Raw genomic sequence first — 16,875 nt, 5'->3', positions numbered from 1 at the left:
CCTTCCCCCTTGATCGGGTCCGCCGCCCCGCATCCCGCTCCGGGGCCCGGCGATCAGAGTTATATGGTTGCGCAATAACGCAACTGAACTGTAGCCGAGGGCGGGTAAGAGGAGGGTCGGCGTGGCGGCACGCGGGAGGGGGCGCCGCAAGGCGTGGGCGGTGGTGACCGGGCTGGGCGTGGTCCTGGGCTGAGCCTGCACGGACCGTTGGACCTTGACGGACTGGAGGAGTCCCACGGCCACCCACACGGCGACGATCATGCTGTACAGCTCGGTCGCCTCGCGTGCGATCCGGCAGGCCCGCCACAGGATGACCCCGATCAGGCCGATGATCAGGATGCCGCCGGCGAAGCCCAGCTCCTCGCAGGCGACCGTGAAGACGAAGTCGGTCTGCTGCTAGTACTTCTCAATGAGCCATCGGACGAGCTTCGGACCCCTGCCTGCCACCGGGCAGCCGGTTACAGGCGCTGCGCGCTTGGACTCCCGCGCGACCAGAAAAGTTGCAGACTTGCGTAATGCAGCAAGCATCTGCCGAGAATGGGCCCGTGACCACCCATGACACCTCGAACCCGCAGCGTCCTGGCCCCGAGCACTGGACCGAGCTGCTGCACATCCGCATGGAACGGATCGAGGGCCTGCTCGCTCCGGCCGATCAGGTATCCGAGTCCGAGCGTCCCGCGTGGCAGCGGCGCACCCAGGGCGAGCAACGCTGGGCTGTGATGGCGGCACTGCTGGTCGCCGTCTGGGTGCAGTGGGCGCTTCCTGCACGACTCAGCATCCACCCGCACTGGCTGCTGCCCGCCCTGGAGCTGGTCATGATGGCGGCGCTGTGGATAGCCCATCCGCACCGGCGGATCGAGCATCGCTCCCGTCTGCTGCGCGCACTGGGCGTGCTGCTGGCCGCCGCGGTCAGCCTGGCCAACGGCTGGTCGGCCGTCATCCTGGTTCGCGACCTGCTGCACGGCACCGAGGGCTCCAATGCCGCGGCCCTGCTGACGACCGGCGGCGGCATCTGGCTGACCAACGTCATCGCCTTCAGCCTCTGGTACTGGGAGTGGGACCGGGGCGGCCCGGTGGCCCGCGCCCTGGGCACGCACCAGCACCCGGACTTCCTCTTCCCCCAGATGCAACAGGAGGGCATCGCGCCCGAGGACTGGGAGCCGCAGTACATGGACTACCTCTACGTCGCTCTCACCAACGCCACCGCCTTCAGCCCCACCGACACCATGCCGCTGTCCCGGTGGGCGAAACTGCTGATGGCGACACAGTCCACGATTTCGCTGCTGACCCTGGCGCTGATCATCTCGCGCGCGGTCGGGGTCCTGCAGTAACCCCGGGCAGAACGGGGCACACGCGATCGCGGAAACGCCCGCCGCGGGATGTCCGACTCGGGTAAACACCCCCCTCCGCAATTCTGAACGTGTTCACCAGGACCGTCGTTCTCGCATGTACTCGGGCGGGAGTACCGCGCAGTCTCAGTCTTGCGATCAATACGTGCATCCCGCGCTCTGGGTAACGCCGGGCTGCATGGATCGCGGCCCCTGCCAGCCGGAGCGCGGCTATCGTCGCCGTCCCGTGCGCGTCATTGCCGACGAGGTCGCTCGGTTCCGGGCGCGGTTGTGCCCCTTCATCGTCCGACACCTACGGGGACCGCTCAGCTCCCACACTTGCCCACTTGCGCGACCGTGCAACTATTCGGGCTGCTTCTTCGTCTCACTGGTAGCAGTCGGGGCGAAACTCCGGAATCAGCCGTGTTGCCCCGCGTCGAGATGAGCGAGAGCGAGCGTATGCGCCATCAGCAGGAACGCGTCACTGGCGCCATCGGCGCGCAGGGGCGGCACAGCTCTGTGACGCACGGTCGGGTGGTCCCGCAGGGCCGGGCCGGAGAGCGGGCGCCGTCCGTCGGAGCGCCCCGTGCGCGACGCTCGCAGCGGGGCGGGGGCGACGCACCCCCCGTACGTCGCCCCGGGGCAGGGGCCATCGCAGCGATGCTGTTGGGGCCGCTGCTCCTGGGGGACGTAGTGGACGCCCTGGTCGGCCGGGAGCCCGGCTGGGGCGTGGCGGTCGGAGCGACGGCGGGAGCCTTGCTCGCGGCCCTGGCGGCGGTTCGTCGCCGCAGTCTGGGGTCGGTGGCACCGCTGCCGGCCCTGGCTGTGGCCGTTGTCACGGCGGGGGCGGTGCTGACGTCGCATGGTTCGCTGGCCACGCGGCTGGTGCGGTGGGCCGTGGCGGTGTTCCCGGCCATGGCCGCGGCCGAGTGCGCGGTGGTCGTCGTGGCGCTGGCGGCAGCCGCGCTCGGGTCCGGGATGAAGCGGAGGGATCGTGCCTGAGAAGATGCGACACCGTCCGCACCCGGCCGCTGTCCGACGCGGAGGCAGGGCTCCCTGGCTCTTCGTACTGCGTGCGGCGACGTGGGTGGTTTCGGCGGCTCTGCTGCTCGGCTGCGGTGCCACCTGGTACGCGTACCGATCCCTGACGCACGGCCTGACCACCTCCGACGCGCTCGACGCGGTCCGCGGCAGGGCGCCCCGGCATCTGGACAACTCGGTCAACCTGCTGCTCATAGGTCTCGACTCGCGCAAGGACATGAACGGCAACGACCTGCCACGGCAGTTCGTGCAGACCGAGCTGCACGCCGGGTCGAGCGACATCGGGTACTACAACACCAACACCCTGATCCTCATGCACATACCCGCGAACGGCGGCAAGGTGCAGGCGTTCTCCATCCCGCGCGACGACTACGTACAGACGCTGAACGGCCACGGCTCGGTACAGGGCCACTTCAAGATCAAGGAGGCGTACGCCAACGCGTACACCACGGCCCACGACAAGTACTACGCACAGGGAGTCAAGGGCGCGGATCTGGAGGCGAAGAGCCGTGAGGCCGGGCGGGAGGCGACGCTTGCGACGGTGCAGCAGTTCACCGGGGTGCCCATCGACCACTTCGCCGAGGTCAACCTCCTCGGCTTCTACGACATCGCCAAGGTCCTGCAGCCCATGACGGTCTGCCTCAAGCACCCGGTCAAGGACCGGTACTCGGGTGCCGACTTCCCCGCTGGGGTGCAGCAGTTGAACGCCCGTCAGGCGCTGGCCTTCGTACGGCAGCGGCACGGGCTGGACGCCGGGGACCTGGACCGTACGCGCCGGCAGCAGGCGTTCATCTCCACGGTCACGCATCAGCTCAAGACCGAGGGCGTGTGGGGCAGCCCGTCCAAGCTTCAAGGGCTGTTCGACGTCGTGAAGAAGGACGTCGTCCTGGACAGCAGCTGGAACGTGCTCGACTTCGCGCGGCAGGCTCCGGACCTCACCGGCGGCAACGTCGTGTTCCACACCCTGCCCATCGAGGGCTTCGGGATCCGCAGCCGCGAGGACGTCAACCTCGTCGACCCGGAGAAGATCAAGTCGATCGTGCAGCAAGCCTTCGGAACGGCCGGCGCCCCGTCCCCCGCGGCCTCCGGCACTACCGCGGCCGCACCCGCCACCGTGGATGTCATCAACGGCAACGGCGGTCGGGGACTCGCCTCCGAGGCCCTGTCCTCCCTTGTCAAACTCGGCTACACAGCCGGTACGACGAGCAACACCGCCACGCAGCCCGCGACCACCGTCCACTACGGCGCCGGGGCCCAGCAGGCGGCCCAGCAGATCGCCGGCCGGCTCCACGCCGGCACCGCCATGTCCAGCCCCGCCGTCTCCGCAGGCCACGTCGTCGTCACCCTCGGCGAGGACTACACGCATCCCGGCCAGGCAGCTCCCACTCCGACGCCGACCGCTTCCGTGTCGAGCACGGCAACAGCGGACGACTCCGGCCCGGCTGTAAAGGCGGGCGGTGTGCCATGCGTCAACTGACCCGCCTCGGGTGTCGGACGCCCGCATGGCGATACCGGTGTGACTCGTGTGAGTGGATCCAGTGCGGTCGGATGAGGAACTGAAAGCTGGGCTCGTGTATGTCAGGGCGGACGGAGGCTCGGAGATTGGCGGCCCTGGTCGATGCATCTGCCCAGTGGCCCGACAGCTCCCCGTGTCCAACCCCGGTCGCGCCTCTTGTCCGGCGGCGCGTCGTTCGTGCTTGACTAAGGTTTCACAGTTGCGCAATTAGAGAACCATTACGATGCCCATCGCGTCGGTCCCAGAAGACGGTGCGGCACCTCCCTTCAGGTTTGCCTGCCATCTCCGGGACCCTCTTCACTTCCAGCGGGAGCAACACATGTCCACGTCCGACCGTTTACCGGCAGGCAGCGAGGCCGTCTTCGAACGGATCCTGGACCGAGCCCTGGACTCCCCGGAAGTGAGCCAGGCACTGCGCCGCCATGGAGGGAGGGCCGGCCGTGAAGACCTCCGTGCCCGTGCGGTGGCGGCACGAGAAACGATCACGGCCACAGCCGGAGTCGAGTACCACGACTACCTTGAGCTGAAGGAAGCGTCCGCCAAGCGCGACGAAGGCGCTGCCGCACGTTCGGCAGGCGGAATCCTGCCGGTGCTGGCCGTGTTCGTGCCGAGCCTCTCGGCCATGGCGGGGGCCGTGTTCCTGGTGTTCGGGTACGGACTGCGTGCTCTGGATCAGGCCCGGCGCATCGGCGATGACCTGGTCACCGCAGGCGCGGTCGCCGCCGTCTTGTCCGTTGGATCCGGCGTTGTCGATCTCATATGGCTGCTGGTCGCTGCGGCGCACAACCGGTCGTCAGCGGGTGACGCGGATCCCGGTGACAGGGATCCGCGCGTGCGTCAGGCATGGGATACGTGGCAGGTGGCGCTGCTAGAGCGCGGCATGATGCCGTTCCTCCTCGGCCTCCTGGAGCGGGCGCACATGGCAGAGGAAACCGTCCGTTCCGCTCAGGACGCCGCCGGCGGGGCAGGCACCGACGGCGGCGATCCTGGCAGGCCGGGCTTCACCGGCCCCACACCTCCGCAACTGCGGTAGCACCCAGGCAAGGAATGCCGCAGGGGCAACAGCCCCACCACCACCATCACAGGAGGACATCTCATGGGCGTGACCCTGGCCAAGGGCGGCAATGTCTCACTGAACAAGGAGGCGCCGGGACTGACCGCCGTAACCGTCGGTCTCGGCTGGGCCGTACGCACCACCACCGGTGCCGCCTACGACCTGGACGCCTCCGCACTGCTGTGCAATGCGTCGGGGAAGGTCGTGTCCGACCAGCACTTCGTGTTCTACAACAACCTGCGCAGCCCGGACGGTTCGGTCCTGCACTCGGGTGACAACCTCACCGGCGGCAGTCACGGCGACGACGAGCAGATCCAGGTCGATCTCGCCACGGTTCCACCCCAGGTCGAAAGGATCGTCTTCCCGGTCTCCATCTACGAGGCCGAGCAACGCGGGCAGAGCTTCGGCCAGGTCCGCGACGCCTTCATCCGCGTCATCAACCAAGCCGACGGCCGCGAGATCGCCCGCTACGACCTGACCGAGGACGCCTCCACCGAGACCGCGATGGTCTTCGGCGAGCTCTACCGGTACGGCGGCGAATGGAAGTTCCGCGCCATCGGCCAGGGTTACGCCTCCGGTCTGCACGGGATCGCCCAGGACTACGGCGTCCACGTCTGAGGCCGGCATTACAGGAAGTCGGCCTGGCCGCCGGGCGACTTTGCAGCCCCCTCGCGCCGCATCTGCATGGCGAGCCCGGTGACCGTCTCCGCCCGCTGGGTCTCACCCAGGACGGCGATGACCGGCTGCATGAGGATCTTCGAGTAGGTGCCCTTGCTGTCGACAGCGAGGCGGATCATGTCCGGCATCACCACGGTGATGCCCGGGGCGGAACGCACGGCGATGAAGCTGTACACGGAGATGACCAGGGCGGTCAGAGAAGCCACCAGCGGCACCCACGTGCCGGCCGTCTCCGCGTACTTCTTCCCTCCGCGCCTTACGCGTGGCCCGGCCTCCTCAGCCCGTGACCGGGGGCCCTGTGCGTCCTGCTCGTCCGACACCGAGACCTCCCGCCCACGCTCGCCGACCAGGACAGCCAAAGGGTTTAACGCCGCTGACCCAACCCTGCTCGATGGGGCCAAACGTGGGCGCGGCGAGCAGGGCGTGGCAGCGTGACGTGATCACGAACTGACTCGTAGCGTGGCCTTCGCGGGCTACGGGTGCTGAGTGCATGCCAGTCACGGCGTGGGTGGGACGGCGCGGGCCAAAGGTTCCAGGTCTCCGTACAGGGCGGCATGGAGTGCGGCGGCGCGTTCGCGGGCTCGTTCTTCCCTCTGAACGCCGTGCATCATGAAGTAGATCGGTCCCGTGTAGGCATCCAGGTCGACCTCGCGGTTTTGGACCAGGCGAGTGATCGCGGCCCGGACCGCCTCGTTGAGGTCATCGGTGACAGCATGGCGGGAGCCAGCGGTGAGCGTGTCCGCCTTCACGATCCACCCTCGGCGTCTTTCGAATTCGATGGCGACGAACACAACGTTGTGCGCCATGGCATTCCGGTAGACGTCGTGGAAGGCGTCAGTGCCGGTGGCATCGGGGATCAGGTGGGCGGGGCAGGGAACCGGCAGCGGCTGCACCAGGGCATTGTGCCAAGAGGTGAGATCCATTGGCATCCGGGACACGATGGAGCGATTGAACCGCCCCTGCTCGAATAGAGACTCCGGACTGCGACTGGATGTTGGGCACGACACGGCGAACGGCCATCGGCGACTCCGACAAGAAGGAAAGTGACTCTGTCTCCCCAGGACTGCGACACGTCCACCGCCGCACACACTTTCGATATGCGCCCTAACTCCGTTTGCCGCGCAGCGACATGATTTCGCCACATATCTCAAGCTGCGTCACCCCCTGCTGCGTCTTGGGGACGATGTGATGTGCTGACGTGCGTTCCCAATCTTCGGTACAGGGGTGACGATGGCTGAACTGTCCCGGCGCAGGCTCCTCGGCTCCGCACTGGGCCTCGGTGGGCTCGCCGCTGCCGCGTCCTTACTCCCGCCCAACCTGCAACGGGCCATGGCCGACACGGCGCGGCGGCCGGGATCGCTCCACGACATCAAACACGTCGTGATCCTGATGCAGGAGAACCGATCATTCGACCACTATTTCGGCACCATGCGTGGGGTGCGGGGTTTCGACGACCCGGACGCGGCCATCCTTTCGACCGGTAGACCGGTGTTCTACCAGCCAGACCCGGAAAACCCTGACGGCTACCTTCTCCCGTTCCACCTCGACACCAAAACCACCAGCTCCCAGGCCATCCCGTCCACCAGCCACGCCTGGTCGGTGCAGCACAAGGCCTGGAACCACGGCCAGATGGACAACTGGGTGCCAGCGCATCGCCAGGCGGACGGCGAAGCCAACGGCCCGTTCACCATGGGCTACTACGAGCGCGCCGACATCCCCTTCCAGTTCGCGCTCGCCGAGTCCTTCACCATCTGCGACGCCTACCACTGCTCGCTGCTCGGCCCTACCTGGCCCAACCGGCTCTACCACTGGACCGGCACGATCGACCCGAACGGCCTGGCCGGCGGGCCGGTCATCAGCAACGTCATCCCCGAGCCGTTCCGCTGGACCACCTACCCCGAGCGGCTCACCAAAGCGGGCGTGTCCTGGCACGTCTACCAGGAGGAGGACGATTACGGCTGCAACCCGCTGGAGTTCTTCCAGCAGTACCAGGACGCCGAGCGGGGCGACCCTCTGTACGAGCACGGCCTGACCATCGGCCCCGCCGACCAGTTCGCCCGCGATGCCCTGGCCGGACGGCTGCCTACCGTGTCGTGGATCATCCCGACCGCCGCGCAGTGCGAGCACCCCGACTACCTGCCGGCCTCCGGTGCCGACTTCGTCGCCCGGCAACTTGACGCGGTCGCGGCCAACCCCGAGCTGTGGCGCAAGACCGTCTTCATCCTCAACTACGACGAGAACGACGGCCTGTTCGACCACGTCATCCCGCCGGTCCCGCCGGCCGGGACACCCGACGAGTTCGTCCGCGGCGTGCCGATCGGCGCGGGGATCCGGGTGCCGTGCATCATCGTCTCGCCGTGGACGCAGGGCGGCTTCGTGTGCAGCGAGCCCTTTGATCACACCTCCGTGCTGCGGTTCCTGGAGCGGGTCACGGGAGTGCGCGAGGAGAACATCAGTCAGTGGCGCCGCCGTACGTTCGGCGACCTGACCTCGGCGCTCGGCTTCCCCAGCAAGCGATTCTTCCCGCACCTGCCGCCCACCAAGGGCCAGTTGTGGACGGCGGAGCACGAGGTGGGCACCCTGCCGCGGGCCACGTTCCCCGGAGCGGACCAGACCCCGCCCCACCAGGAGACCACCGGTCCCGAGCCCACTCCGGCCGGCCCCGCCGTGACCGCGCGCGAGACGGAGCCCCTGGCGGGGCGGCGGCCATACGTCATGAGCCGGCTGGTGGAGAACGCCACCAGCCACCTCGGCGACTTCGCCGGTGACGCACCCACCCGCGGCGCCGGCATCCGGGGCTCGAACTTCCCGGGCATCCAGGACTCCGTGCCGAAGACCGGGCCCACAAGCGGCCTCCACGCCTACGCGACCGCACTGGTCAGCTATTCCATCATGGTGATCGACACCACCACCCGGAGGCTGGTCGCGAGCATCCCCGGCGGGGCCAACCCCTATGGGATCGCTTCCGCTCCGGGGACCGGAAAGCTGTACGTGACCAACTCCGGCGCCGGCGACGTCTCCGTGCTGGACACCACCAAGGGCGCGATCACCGGCACCGTCGACGTCGGCCTCTACCCGCACGGCGTGGCCTCCTCCCCGGACGGCCGCACCGTCTACGTCGCCAACACTGGCCCGAACACCGGCGCCGGCGGATCGCGGACGCTCACAGTGATCGACACCGGCGCGGACAAGGCCACCACGACCTGGCAGACCGGCCTTGCCCCGCGCTCCGTCGCCGTCAGCCCTGACGGCCGGATCGTGTACGTCAGTTGCCACGACGGCCTGACCGTGCTCGACGCGGAAACCGGCATGACGCGCAGGCGGCTGCCCGAACTGGCCAAGGCCAACAGTGTGGCCGTGCACCCAGACGGCATGCGCGTCTACGTGGTCAGCTCGTCAAGCGACACCCTCGTGGTTCTCGACACCGCCTCGCTGCGCGTCGTCGCCCGGGTCCGGGTGGGCCGCACTCCGTGGCACGTCTCGCTGAGCCCGGACGGAACACGAGCCTGGGTCAGCGGCGCCAACGACGACACCGTCACCATCCTCGACACGGCAACCGCGAAGGCGGTCGGCACCGTCCGGGTCGGCCACATCCCGACCGGCATCACGACGACCGTCGACACCGTCTGGGTATGCACGAATGCCAGCGCCACGGTGGACGCGATCGACACCACCAGCCTGCGAGTGCTCGCCCGCATCGAACTGGGACTGTCCACGGGCCCCAGCGGCGTGGTGGTCGCCTGACCCGGCGTCGTACGGGCGGAGCTCGGTGCGTGGCTGGTCTTCGAGTTGCGCCGTGAGGCGCTGTGTTTCGTGTGGAGGTGTGGGACTGTGCGCCACGAGGCGCTGATGATCCGCGTGCGGGTGTGAGACCCGCGCCGTCGTCCCGTCGCAGCGGGACGGCATGCAGGCGGTGAGCGCCCTTCGCCCGGTACCCTGGAGGGGCGATCGCAATGGCTCTGCGGAGGTCAGTTGGTGCGGTCGGACCAGCCTGCCGGGAGGGCTTCGGGGGCGGTGGACACGACGGTGTCGTCGTCGGTGCCGACGAACTCGAAGAGGGTGATCTTGGCGAATTCGGGGACCACGTAGATCGGGTAGGTCGGGCCCTCGTCGCGGTACTTGCGCATCTGGTCGAGGTGGTCGTTCTGATAGCAGACGGTGCGTTCGCCGTGCTCCTCGACCCAGTACGGGAAGAAGATCACGCCGTGGAGGCGGCGCTTCGCGGGCATGACGTTGACGGAGACCGAGGTGCCGGTGGGCTCGTTCCAGGAGACCTTGTAGCTGTCGTCGTCCAGTTGGACGAGGTCGACCTTCTGGTCCTTGACCCAGCGCCCGCCGACCATGCCGGAGTGGATCCGGTAGTCGATGGTGGTGGCGTTCTTCACGTACATCTCGTACTGCCAGCCGTTGGCGTAGGTGTAGATGAAGCGGTGGCCGACGATTCCGGAGAGGTCCTGCGGGGGGACCGGGTGGTGGACGGTGGTCTCGTGTGTTGCGCTGCTGGTCATGTGGTTGCCTCCTTGCTGTGTCGCCACGGCGACGTCCCATTCATTTTGTCACAAAATAGTTTTGCTGCAAAATGTGTATTGCGGCACAATGAGTCCATGGACACTGCGACCGAGTTCGGCCGGCTCATCGGCCCGCTTCGCCGGGCCGTACTGCGCACCCGCCGGGCTGAGGCCCTGCCTGATCTCCCTGAGGCTCAGATCGAACTGTTGAGGGTGCTCTCCGAAGCCGGCGCGCTCGCTCCGCGCGAGGCCGCTGCTCGCCTGCGGGTCGCTCCCTCCACGGTCAGCAACCTGGTCCGCACCATGACCGCCTCCGGCCTGATCGAGCGCACGCCGTCATCCACCGATCTGCGCACCGTCCAGCTCACGGCCTCGCCCCACGCCCTCGACCTGCTCGATCGGTACGACCGGGTGAGCACGGGTGCGCTCCGCCGCGCCTTGGCCGACCTGGCGCCGGAGAGCCGGCAGGCCCTCGATCAGGCGCTCCCTGCCCTCGCCGAGCTGCTCACGGCATTGGAGGACGAACGCGGTTGAACGCACGGGGAATCCAGCACGGGGATCCAGGTGTCGTCCTGGCCCCAGCACACCAGCGTCGGGAAGTCGATCTCCCCGTACCTGTCTTGCACTTCGTCGGTGTAGAGCTGGTCGGCCTGGGCGATCTGGCGGTAGAAGGCCGCTTGGCCGAGGTCGCCGAGCCAGCGCTGGATGACCGCGGCGCTGTACAGCACGCACAGGGTGGCGCAGGCGGCGACCAGGGCGTTGGCGCGCAGGCCCGCCATCCCTGTGCACCACTGCCGTTCGACCCTGCGCCGGCGTTTCCGCTCGATCTGCCGGGCACGCGCGCCCCACGGGAGGTGCTGTAGCAAGCCGGGAAGTCGACGTCATGCGCCTTGCTGCGATATTCGCCACCGAGACCACCTTTCCGCAGTTGCTGCGGGCGGCCATGACCCTGCGCCGTTCGGCACGCACTTCCTGTCGATCGTCCTCGGCGCACTGCTCGTCGGTCTCCCGCTCATTGCCCGGCTCCTGTTGCGCGGCCACCGCGGTCCGAAGTGAGGGTCGACCGGACGGGCGGCCGGCCGTCTTCAGGTGTGGCGGATGATCCGCCCGGGGCGCCTGCCGTGTCGGCAACAGCTTCCTGTTCAGCTGTCAACTCGGAAGCCGCTTGATCAACCCTGTCGAGCGGTCGGCGCAGGGTTGCTGAGCCTGGCTGAGATGTTGCCGACTACCCTGTCGTGTAGTGTCAGAAGTTACGCGATATGCATGCAGATGGGTGATAACAGCACATTAAAGGAGGACTGACGCCGGGATGGACCACCTGTCTTGCACAGGCTTCCCTCGTCCCTGGCGGGGATCGCTGCATACCCCCGCTGTGCATGCTCATCCCTAAGTCTCCTGCGGCGCCGACATGCAGGAATTGCTGCTGCTCGCTCGCATGACGTAACCTCCATGCTTGCAATATTGCGCAACTGTGCAACCTTCATTGGGTGCGGAACGTCTTGGAAACCGAGGGCGTGAGTCGCGGCGCGCTGCGTACGCGAGTCGGACCCGGTCCACCATGACCGTCAGCGGATTCGGACGAGGAATGCGGATGACAGGCCAGCGCATCGCCGCTGTCGGCAAGGACACGTATCTCTCCCGCAGCGACGTTAGGTCTTCTGCGGCGTCCCGTGGAGCACGCAGTGGGCCAGGCCCGCGGGCGCGTCGGGCAGCGTCGTCACGTCGTAGATCCGGCGTCCCCTCGGCAGGGTCGCGCCGGGCGGGACTCCTCGTGTGGGGTCTGCCAGTTGTCGGTGCCGGCGTGGACGAACTGCTCGCATCAGGACTCGGAGGGGCGTTCGCGCTCACTGCGGTCATCGCGGGGAGCGTGACTGCGGGGATGTGTTCCCGGGCCGGCGCCTGGTGGGTGCTGTGTACGCCGCCGCTGGTGTTGATGGCGGTCACCGTCGTCACCGAGCAGGTCGCGGGCGTGAGTGCCCGCAGGGTGCTGACCACGTCGGCGGTGCACTGGGGCATCGACGCGTTCCCGGCGATGGCAGGGGCTGAACTTGCTGTGATCGCTGTGCTGGTGGTGCGCATGATCCGGTCCCAGCGAAGCAGGAGGGGCAGCGGTGCCTGAGGTACACCGGAGCGGGGCGGGCCGGGGCAGGACGGAGCCGGGTCGGCGCCGCAACGGCGCGACGGACGGCAGGACGGTGCGCGGCCACAGGCCAGCCCGACGCTCGCCGTGGGTGAAGGCCGGGCGGGTCGCGGTCAGTGCGACCTCGGCGGCAATTCTGCTGGCCAGTGGGGTCACGTGGGCCACCTACACCTGGATCAACGGAGGCCTGAACACCTCCGACGCCCTGGACGCAGCCAACAAGGGGGCGCCACGCCATCTGGACAACTCGGTGAACCTGCTGCTGATCGGCCTGGACTCACGCAAGGACATGAACGGCAACGATCTACCGAGGCAGTTCGTGCAGGACCAGCTGCACGCCGGATCGAGCGACATCGGGTACTACAACACCAACACCCTGATCCTGATGCACATCCCCGCCGACGGCGGGAAGGTCACAGCGTTCTCCGTCCCGCGCGACGACTACGTCCAGACATTCAACGGCGACGGAACCGTCCAGGGCCACTACAAGATCAAGGGAGCCTACGCCAACGCCTACACCAGCGCGCACGACAGGCTGAGCGCGCAGGGCGTCAAGGGCTCTGACCTGGAAGCGCAGAGCAGGGAAGCCGGACGGGAAGCCACCCTGGTCACGGTGCAGAAGTTCCTCGACGTGCCGGTCGACCACTTCGCCGAGGTCAACCTGCTGGGCTTCTACGACATCGCCAAGGTGGTCCAGCCGATCCAGGTCTGCCTCCAGCACCCGGTGCACGACCGCTACTCCGGTGCCAACTTCCCCGCCGGACTCCAGGAGCTGAACCCCAAACAGGCCCTGGCCTTCGTCCGCCAACGCCACGGGCTCCTCATGGGCGACCTGGACCGCACCCACCGCCAGCAGGCGTTCTTGTCCTCCGTCACGCACAAGCTGAAGACCGACGGGGTGTTCGGCGATCTCGGCAAGCTGCAGGGCCTGTTCGACGTCGTGAAGAAGGACCTGGTCATCGACAGCAAGCTGAACGTGCTGGACTTCGCCCAGCAGGCCACCAACCTCACCGGAGGGAAAGTGGAGTTCCACACCCTGCCGATCGCCGGTTTCGCCCACCGCAACAACGAGGAGGTCAACCTCGTCGACCCTGAGCGGATAAGGTCGATCGTGCAGGCGATGATCGGTCATGATGCGTCTGCCTCGCCCAGCGACGGCGCGGGGGCCGGGAAGCCGTCCCCTGCCGTGTCTGCCGCCCCCGCCACCGTGGATGTCCTCAACGGCTCCGGCAGAACCGGCGCCGCAGCCGGTGAACTACGAGCTCTTGCGGCTCTGGGCTACACCACCGGGCGAACGTCCAACGCTGCCACTCGGCACGGCACCACGATCGTTTACGGCTCCGGCGCGCAGGCGGCGGCCCGGCAGATCGCCGACCGCCTGGGCACCGCGGCGCCCGTCGCCAGCCCCTCGGTCCCCGCCGGCCGAGTCCAGATCACTCTCGGCACGGACTTCACCCCGCCCGCCTCGAACTCGTCCGGCTCCTCCGGAACCAAGGCCACGACACCGGGGAGCGAGCCCTCGCCCGTTCCGTCGACGGCCTTCGCGGGCGACTCGGTGAAAATGGGCGGTATCCCCTGCGTCAACTGACCCGCGCCCCCGGCAACGGGCCCCACAACAAGCAGGCGCATGGTGTCGAGGTCCATCCGCCTGCCGAACGGAGGTCTTCTCCGACCGCGGTACCCGCTGGGCGGCCAACGGTGCCTGCACTCTGAACAACACAATAGGCACTCCGTCAGCCGCCCATGGCATACGTCAAGTTCGAGCATCCAGCGTCAGTCCGCTGCCGTCGCAGGTGAACGTCATGCCGACTTGTGGTCCGGTCTCCCCAGGGTGAATTCCAGCGGCGGCAACGGCTGAAGTGGCCTCTGTTCTGCTCGCGCGGCGAGCAGTGCGACCATCGCGCCGATGGTGGCGGCAATGTCGGGGTCATCAACGTAGTAGACCTGCCGTCGGCCCTCGGGGCGGGCGGCGACGAGACCGGCGAGCTTGAGCTTCGCCAGGTGCTGACTGACCGCGGGCAGCGCCATGTCCACCCGGCCGGCCAGGCCGGTGACATCGCTCTCACCCTGGGACAAAGCCCACATGATGTGCAGTCTGGAACGTGAAGCAAGCAGCCCGAACGCGGTGACCGCCTGCGCTACCGCTTCGGCGGGAGGAGCCTGAAGGCCACCGACGTCAACCGTCATGGTCCTCTCCCGCCGCTTCACAGGTCACAGTCGACACACGCACACACACCCAGTGTAGGCGTCGGTGCGTGTATCGCCGGGGCGCACGGCCCGTCGGTCCCCTGTGCCGGAAGGCGGAATGCTCCGCCAGATGGACGACCTGCCGCCCTTCCGCAAGATCAGGCTCGCAGTCTCCCGACGGTGAGTGGGATCGGAGCCGGGTCCGGTCAATGGCGTCCGTCCGCGTAGTCGGCCGCCAGTAGCACCGGCTCGGCAAGCGCGCCAAGGCGGATCACCCCCTTAATGCACATGCTCCGCTATCTGCACACGCACGGCCTCCAGTTCGTCCGCGGCACCCTCGCGTACCTCGTAGGTGACGCGAAGGCCCTCGGTAACGAACGTGCCGCCTTCAATGTCCTCGCGCCGCACCCGTGCCTCACGGCCGTCGTCCCCGTCGATGTAGCCGTAGCCCCTCACCTGATTGAACCACCGGACCACACCGCTGACCCGCTCACTCACTCCCCCGTGCCTCCTTCAGGCGTCATCCGGGTAGCCAACTGGCCCCCGTTACATCCTTTTCCCCACTCATATGGGGCGCACTCCGCACCAGGCGAACGGCCAAGCGCCTTCTCAAGTACCCGTAGAGCGCACTGACGGTTTTCCAGCGCCACCACCCGAAGAACTCCCGCAACCAGTCCGCCGGTACCGACGCGTCGAATTCCTGGGTCAACTGCTCGCCCCGGGTCACGCGTCGGAGTCGGGCTGGCTGCGCGCGGCTGCGTAGGCCTGGGCCGGGGTCATGCTGACGCCGTTGAGGGAGACAGTCCTGTACGGGCTGACCTGAGCACAGGTCTTGGACTGGTCAGCGGTTTGGGCGTGGGCGTTGGAGACTGCGGCATGGGTGTCGGCCGGGGCTGGCGAGGATGAGCCGGAGCCGTAGGTGGTGCCGCTGGGCCAGTCACTGCCGATCACCAGGGTCAGACCGGTGCCTGTGCCCTGCTTGAGGTGTGAGGAGGGCAGGCCGAGCGTGCCGGCCACCGCCTGGGCCTGCGGCTTCTCGCCAGGGCCGTAGGTAAGGGTGGTAGTCGTCGCGCCGGGTGCGTTGGCCGTCGTGCCCGAGCCGAAGCCCTTGCCGGTGAGGGCGGTGGCGATGTCGGAGGCACGGCCGCCGATGCCGGTGCCGTTCTCGACCTTCACCGCGATCTGGGCGGTGTTGACCGGCGTCGGAGAGGCAGGGCCCGTAGTCGACTTCCTGTCCGAGCCGCCGCTCAGGGACTGGTCGTTGGCGATCGTCGCGAACAGGGACTTCGCGCCCTGCCCCACGACGAGTCGCTCGTTGTTGTTCGGATCCGGGCCTGTCTGCATGGTGGTGAAGGTGATCCGCTTGGTGGGCACCTTGTCGACGTCCGAGGCCAGGCCGATCAGTTTGCTGATACTGCCGAGACCCGTGTCGACGGTGAGTGCCTTGGTGGCGGCGTCGGCGAGCCCGTAGACCGCAGTAGGGTCGGTCAGCGTGCCCGCGCTCTTGAACTTGCGGAGCATCGAGCTGAGGAACATGTGCTGGGCGTACGTGCGGCCCAGGTCGCTGCCGTCGCCGAAGCCATGCCGGGAGCGGACGAACTCCAGGGCGGCGACGCCCTGGAGGGTGTGGGTGCCCTTGGCCAGCTTCAGGTGGGAGTAGGTGTCGTAGACGTTGTCGCTGACGCATACCGAGACCCCGCCGACCGCGTCGGACATGCTGACCACGCCGGCGAAGTCGAGCTTGACGAAGTGGTCGATGGGGATGCCGGTGAGCTGGTGGATGGTGGCGACCTGGCAGGCCGGACCGTACGACAGGGCACTGTTGATCATGCCGTAGTAGCCAGTCGTGCTCTGCTTCGACGTGGGGTCAGTGCAGGCGGGGACGTTGGTCATGGTGTCGCGGGGGATGCTCATCACGGTGGCGTTGGAGCGATCGGCGGCTATGTGCACCATCATCTCCACGTCCGCGTTCCCGTTGCCAGACTGCACGCCGGTCTGCGAACAGCCGCCGCCGAGCTTGCAGTCCTCCGCGCTGGTGCGGCCGTCCGAGCCGATGACCAGGATGTTGATCGGGGTGCGGCCGAAGGCGTCCGCCTTCTCGCTGCCGCCCTTGCCGTCGAGCGAGACGCTGTGGATGTTGCCGTTGAGGTGCTGGTACAGCCACCAGCCGCCACCGGCGGCAGCGAGAAGGATCACCGCCAGGGCTATCCCGCTGATCCGCAGCACGCGCCTGCCCCGCGAGGCCGGCCTGGCTCGGCCCCGCGCCTGGGCGCGTCCCTGCGCGCGGGAAGCCGCTCGTCCGCCGGACGAGCGGCCGCGGGCGGGTTCGCCCGCGCGCTGTAGGGGCACCCGGCCGGCGCGGTTGCGCGTGGCCCGGCCTACGGAGTCGTCCCTCAGGTCACTCATCTCCCACTCCCACGAAC

The 16,875-nt window shown here is 68.0% G+C and carries 15 protein-coding genes and 3 pseudogenes; 10 read left to right on the top strand and 8 right to left on the bottom strand.

Features of this window, described 5'->3' with window-relative positions; all coding sequences use genetic code 11:
• Positions 1–192: 192 nt before the first annotated feature.
• Positions 193–396 (bottom strand): annotated as a pseudogene (locus tag ACFC8N_RS43620) (FtsW/RodA/SpoVE family cell cycle protein); the annotation flags it as partial.
• Positions 397–545: 149 nt separating this feature from the next.
• Between ACFC8N_RS43620 and ACFC8N_RS43615 the strand changes: the two are divergent.
• From ACFC8N_RS43615 to ACFC8N_RS43595, 5 genes are all read left to right on the top strand, one after another.
• On the top strand, positions 546–1,331 hold the full coding sequence (locus ACFC8N_RS43615) for a DUF1345 domain-containing protein (RefSeq protein WP_079173615.1): 786 nt from the start codon (positions 546–548) through the stop codon (positions 1,329–1,331).
• A gap of 657 nt (positions 1,332–1,988) precedes the next feature.
• Positions 1,989–2,330, top strand: a complete 342-nt coding sequence (locus ACFC8N_RS43610) for a hypothetical protein (protein ID WP_376295249.1) — start codon at positions 1,989–1,991, stop codon at positions 2,328–2,330.
• An 85-nt stretch (positions 2,331–2,415) separates the two neighbouring features.
• The gene (locus ACFC8N_RS43605; protein WP_376295248.1) at positions 2,416–3,846 is read left to right on the top strand and encodes an LCP family protein; all 1,431 of its coding nucleotides are present in this window, start codon (positions 2,416–2,418) and stop codon (positions 3,844–3,846) included.
• A 358-nt stretch (positions 3,847–4,204) separates the two neighbouring features.
• Positions 4,205–4,918 carry a hypothetical protein gene (locus ACFC8N_RS43600; protein WP_376295246.1) on the top strand — a complete coding sequence of 238 codons (714 nt, stop codon included), beginning with the start codon at positions 4,205–4,207 and terminating at the stop codon, positions 4,916–4,918.
• 63 nt (positions 4,919–4,981) lie between these two features.
• Positions 4,982–5,557 carry a TerD family protein gene (locus ACFC8N_RS43595; protein WP_362823579.1) on the top strand — a complete coding sequence of 192 codons (576 nt, stop codon included), beginning with the start codon at positions 4,982–4,984 and terminating at the stop codon, positions 5,555–5,557.
• Between the two features lie 8 nt (positions 5,558–5,565).
• Here the strand turns inward: ACFC8N_RS43595 and ACFC8N_RS43590 are convergent, their stop codons facing one another.
• Positions 5,566–5,823, bottom strand: a complete 258-nt coding sequence (locus ACFC8N_RS43590; RefSeq protein ID WP_376295245.1) for a hypothetical protein — start codon at positions 5,821–5,823, stop codon at positions 5,566–5,568.
• Between the two features lie 291 nt (positions 5,824–6,114).
• Positions 6,115–6,546, bottom strand: a complete 432-nt coding sequence (locus tag ACFC8N_RS43585; RefSeq protein WP_376295243.1) for a hypothetical protein — start codon at positions 6,544–6,546, stop codon at positions 6,115–6,117.
• Positions 6,547–6,847: 301 nt separating this feature from the next.
• On the opposite strand from ACFC8N_RS43585, the pseudogene ACFC8N_RS43580 reads away from it, so the two are divergent.
• Both ACFC8N_RS43580 and ACFC8N_RS43575 read left to right on the top strand, forming a co-directional pair.
• Positions 6,848–8,248: pseudogene (locus ACFC8N_RS43580) on the top strand (alkaline phosphatase family protein); the annotation flags it as partial.
• A gap of 84 nt (positions 8,249–8,332) precedes the next feature.
• Entirely contained in the window at positions 8,333–9,361 is a 1,029-nt protein-coding gene (locus tag ACFC8N_RS43575) for a cytochrome D1 domain-containing protein (RefSeq protein ID WP_376295254.1), read from the top strand.
• Between the two features lie 224 nt (positions 9,362–9,585).
• Here ACFC8N_RS43575 and ACFC8N_RS43570 read toward each other — a convergent pair whose 3' ends face one another.
• Positions 9,586–10,125, bottom strand: a complete 540-nt coding sequence (locus ACFC8N_RS43570; RefSeq protein WP_376295241.1) for a phenolic acid decarboxylase — start codon at positions 10,123–10,125, stop codon at positions 9,586–9,588.
• A gap of 96 nt (positions 10,126–10,221) precedes the next feature.
• Between ACFC8N_RS43570 and ACFC8N_RS43565 the strand changes: the two genes are divergently transcribed.
• Entirely contained in the window at positions 10,222–10,659 is a 438-nt protein-coding gene (locus ACFC8N_RS43565) for a MarR family winged helix-turn-helix transcriptional regulator (RefSeq protein WP_376295240.1), read from the top strand.
• Between the two features lie 17 nt (positions 10,660–10,676).
• On the opposite strand, the pseudogene ACFC8N_RS43560 reads toward ACFC8N_RS43565, so the two are convergent.
• Positions 10,677–10,835 (bottom strand): annotated as a pseudogene (locus ACFC8N_RS43560) (alpha/beta hydrolase); the annotation flags it as partial.
• Positions 10,836–11,683: 848 nt separating this feature from the next.
• Here ACFC8N_RS43560 and ACFC8N_RS43555 point away from each other — a divergent pair.
• Together ACFC8N_RS43555 and ACFC8N_RS43550 are read left to right on the top strand one after the other, a co-directional pair.
• Positions 11,684–12,244 (top strand): DUF6542 domain-containing protein, encoded by a 561-nt coding sequence (locus ACFC8N_RS43555; RefSeq protein WP_376295239.1) that lies wholly within the window; start codon positions 11,684–11,686, stop codon positions 12,242–12,244.
• The gene (locus ACFC8N_RS43550; RefSeq protein WP_376295237.1) at positions 12,237–13,853 is read left to right on the top strand and encodes an LCP family protein; all 1,617 of its coding nucleotides are present in this window, start codon (positions 12,237–12,239) and stop codon (positions 13,851–13,853) included. The genes ACFC8N_RS43555 and ACFC8N_RS43550 overlap by 8 nt, the downstream gene beginning before the upstream one ends.
• A gap of 212 nt (positions 13,854–14,065) precedes the next feature.
• On the opposite strand, the gene ACFC8N_RS43545 is transcribed toward ACFC8N_RS43550, so the two are convergent.
• The 3 genes from ACFC8N_RS43545 to ACFC8N_RS43535 all read right to left on the bottom strand — a co-directional run bounded on the left by ACFC8N_RS43545 (position 14,066) and on the right by ACFC8N_RS43535 (position 16,858).
• The gene (locus tag ACFC8N_RS43545) at positions 14,066–14,452 is read right to left on the bottom strand and encodes a metalloregulator ArsR/SmtB family transcription factor (RefSeq protein WP_362823574.1); all 387 of its coding nucleotides are present in this window, start codon (positions 14,450–14,452) and stop codon (positions 14,066–14,068) included.
• A gap of 279 nt (positions 14,453–14,731) precedes the next feature.
• Positions 14,732–14,950, bottom strand: a complete 219-nt coding sequence (locus ACFC8N_RS43540; protein WP_071385093.1) for a cold shock domain-containing protein — start codon at positions 14,948–14,950, stop codon at positions 14,732–14,734.
• A 225-nt stretch (positions 14,951–15,175) separates the two neighbouring features.
• A complete protein-coding gene (locus ACFC8N_RS43535) occupies positions 15,176–16,858 on the bottom strand; it encodes an LCP family protein (protein ID WP_376295235.1) in 1,683 nt (560 codons plus the stop codon).
• Positions 16,859–16,875: the final 17 nt, after the last annotated feature.

Source organism: Streptomyces sp. NPDC055966 (genome assembly GCF_042269865.1).
Taxonomy (GTDB): Bacteria; Actinomycetota; Actinomycetes; order Streptomycetales; family Streptomycetaceae; genus Streptomyces.
Note: the sequence above shows the minus strand (reverse complement) of the source record. Positions and strands in the feature narration are given on the sequence as shown.

What these genes read in the sequence shown, in the direction of transcription:
- ACFC8N_RS43545 (WP_362823574.1), bottom strand. Translation starts at nt 14,452, where the DNA reads ATGACGGTTGACGTCGGTGGCCTTCAGGCTCCTCCCGCCGAAGCGGTA.
- ACFC8N_RS43600 (WP_376295246.1), top strand. Translation starts at nt 4,205, where the DNA reads ATGTCCACGTCCGACCGTTTACCGGCAGGCAGCGAGGCCGTCTTCGAA.
- ACFC8N_RS43575 (WP_376295254.1), top strand. Translation starts at nt 8,333, where the DNA reads ATGAGCCGGCTGGTGGAGAACGCCACCAGCCACCTCGGCGACTTCGCC.
- ACFC8N_RS43565 (WP_376295240.1), top strand. Translation starts at nt 10,222, where the DNA reads ATGGACACTGCGACCGAGTTCGGCCGGCTCATCGGCCCGCTTCGCCGG.
- ACFC8N_RS43535 (WP_376295235.1), bottom strand. Translation starts at nt 16,858, where the DNA reads ATGAGTGACCTGAGGGACGACTCCGTAGGCCGGGCCACGCGCAACCGC.
- ACFC8N_RS43555 (WP_376295239.1), top strand. Translation starts at nt 11,684, where the DNA reads ATGACCGTCAGCGGATTCGGACGAGGAATGCGGATGACAGGCCAGCGC.
- ACFC8N_RS43585 (WP_376295243.1), bottom strand. Translation starts at nt 6,546, where the DNA reads ATGCCAATGGATCTCACCTCTTGGCACAATGCCCTGGTGCAGCCGCTG.
- ACFC8N_RS43610 (WP_376295249.1), top strand. Translation starts at nt 1,989, where the DNA reads ATGCTGTTGGGGCCGCTGCTCCTGGGGGACGTAGTGGACGCCCTGGTC.
- ACFC8N_RS43595 (WP_362823579.1), top strand. Translation starts at nt 4,982, where the DNA reads ATGGGCGTGACCCTGGCCAAGGGCGGCAATGTCTCACTGAACAAGGAG.
- ACFC8N_RS43570 (WP_376295241.1), bottom strand. Translation starts at nt 10,125, where the DNA reads ATGACCAGCAGCGCAACACACGAGACCACCGTCCACCACCCGGTCCCC.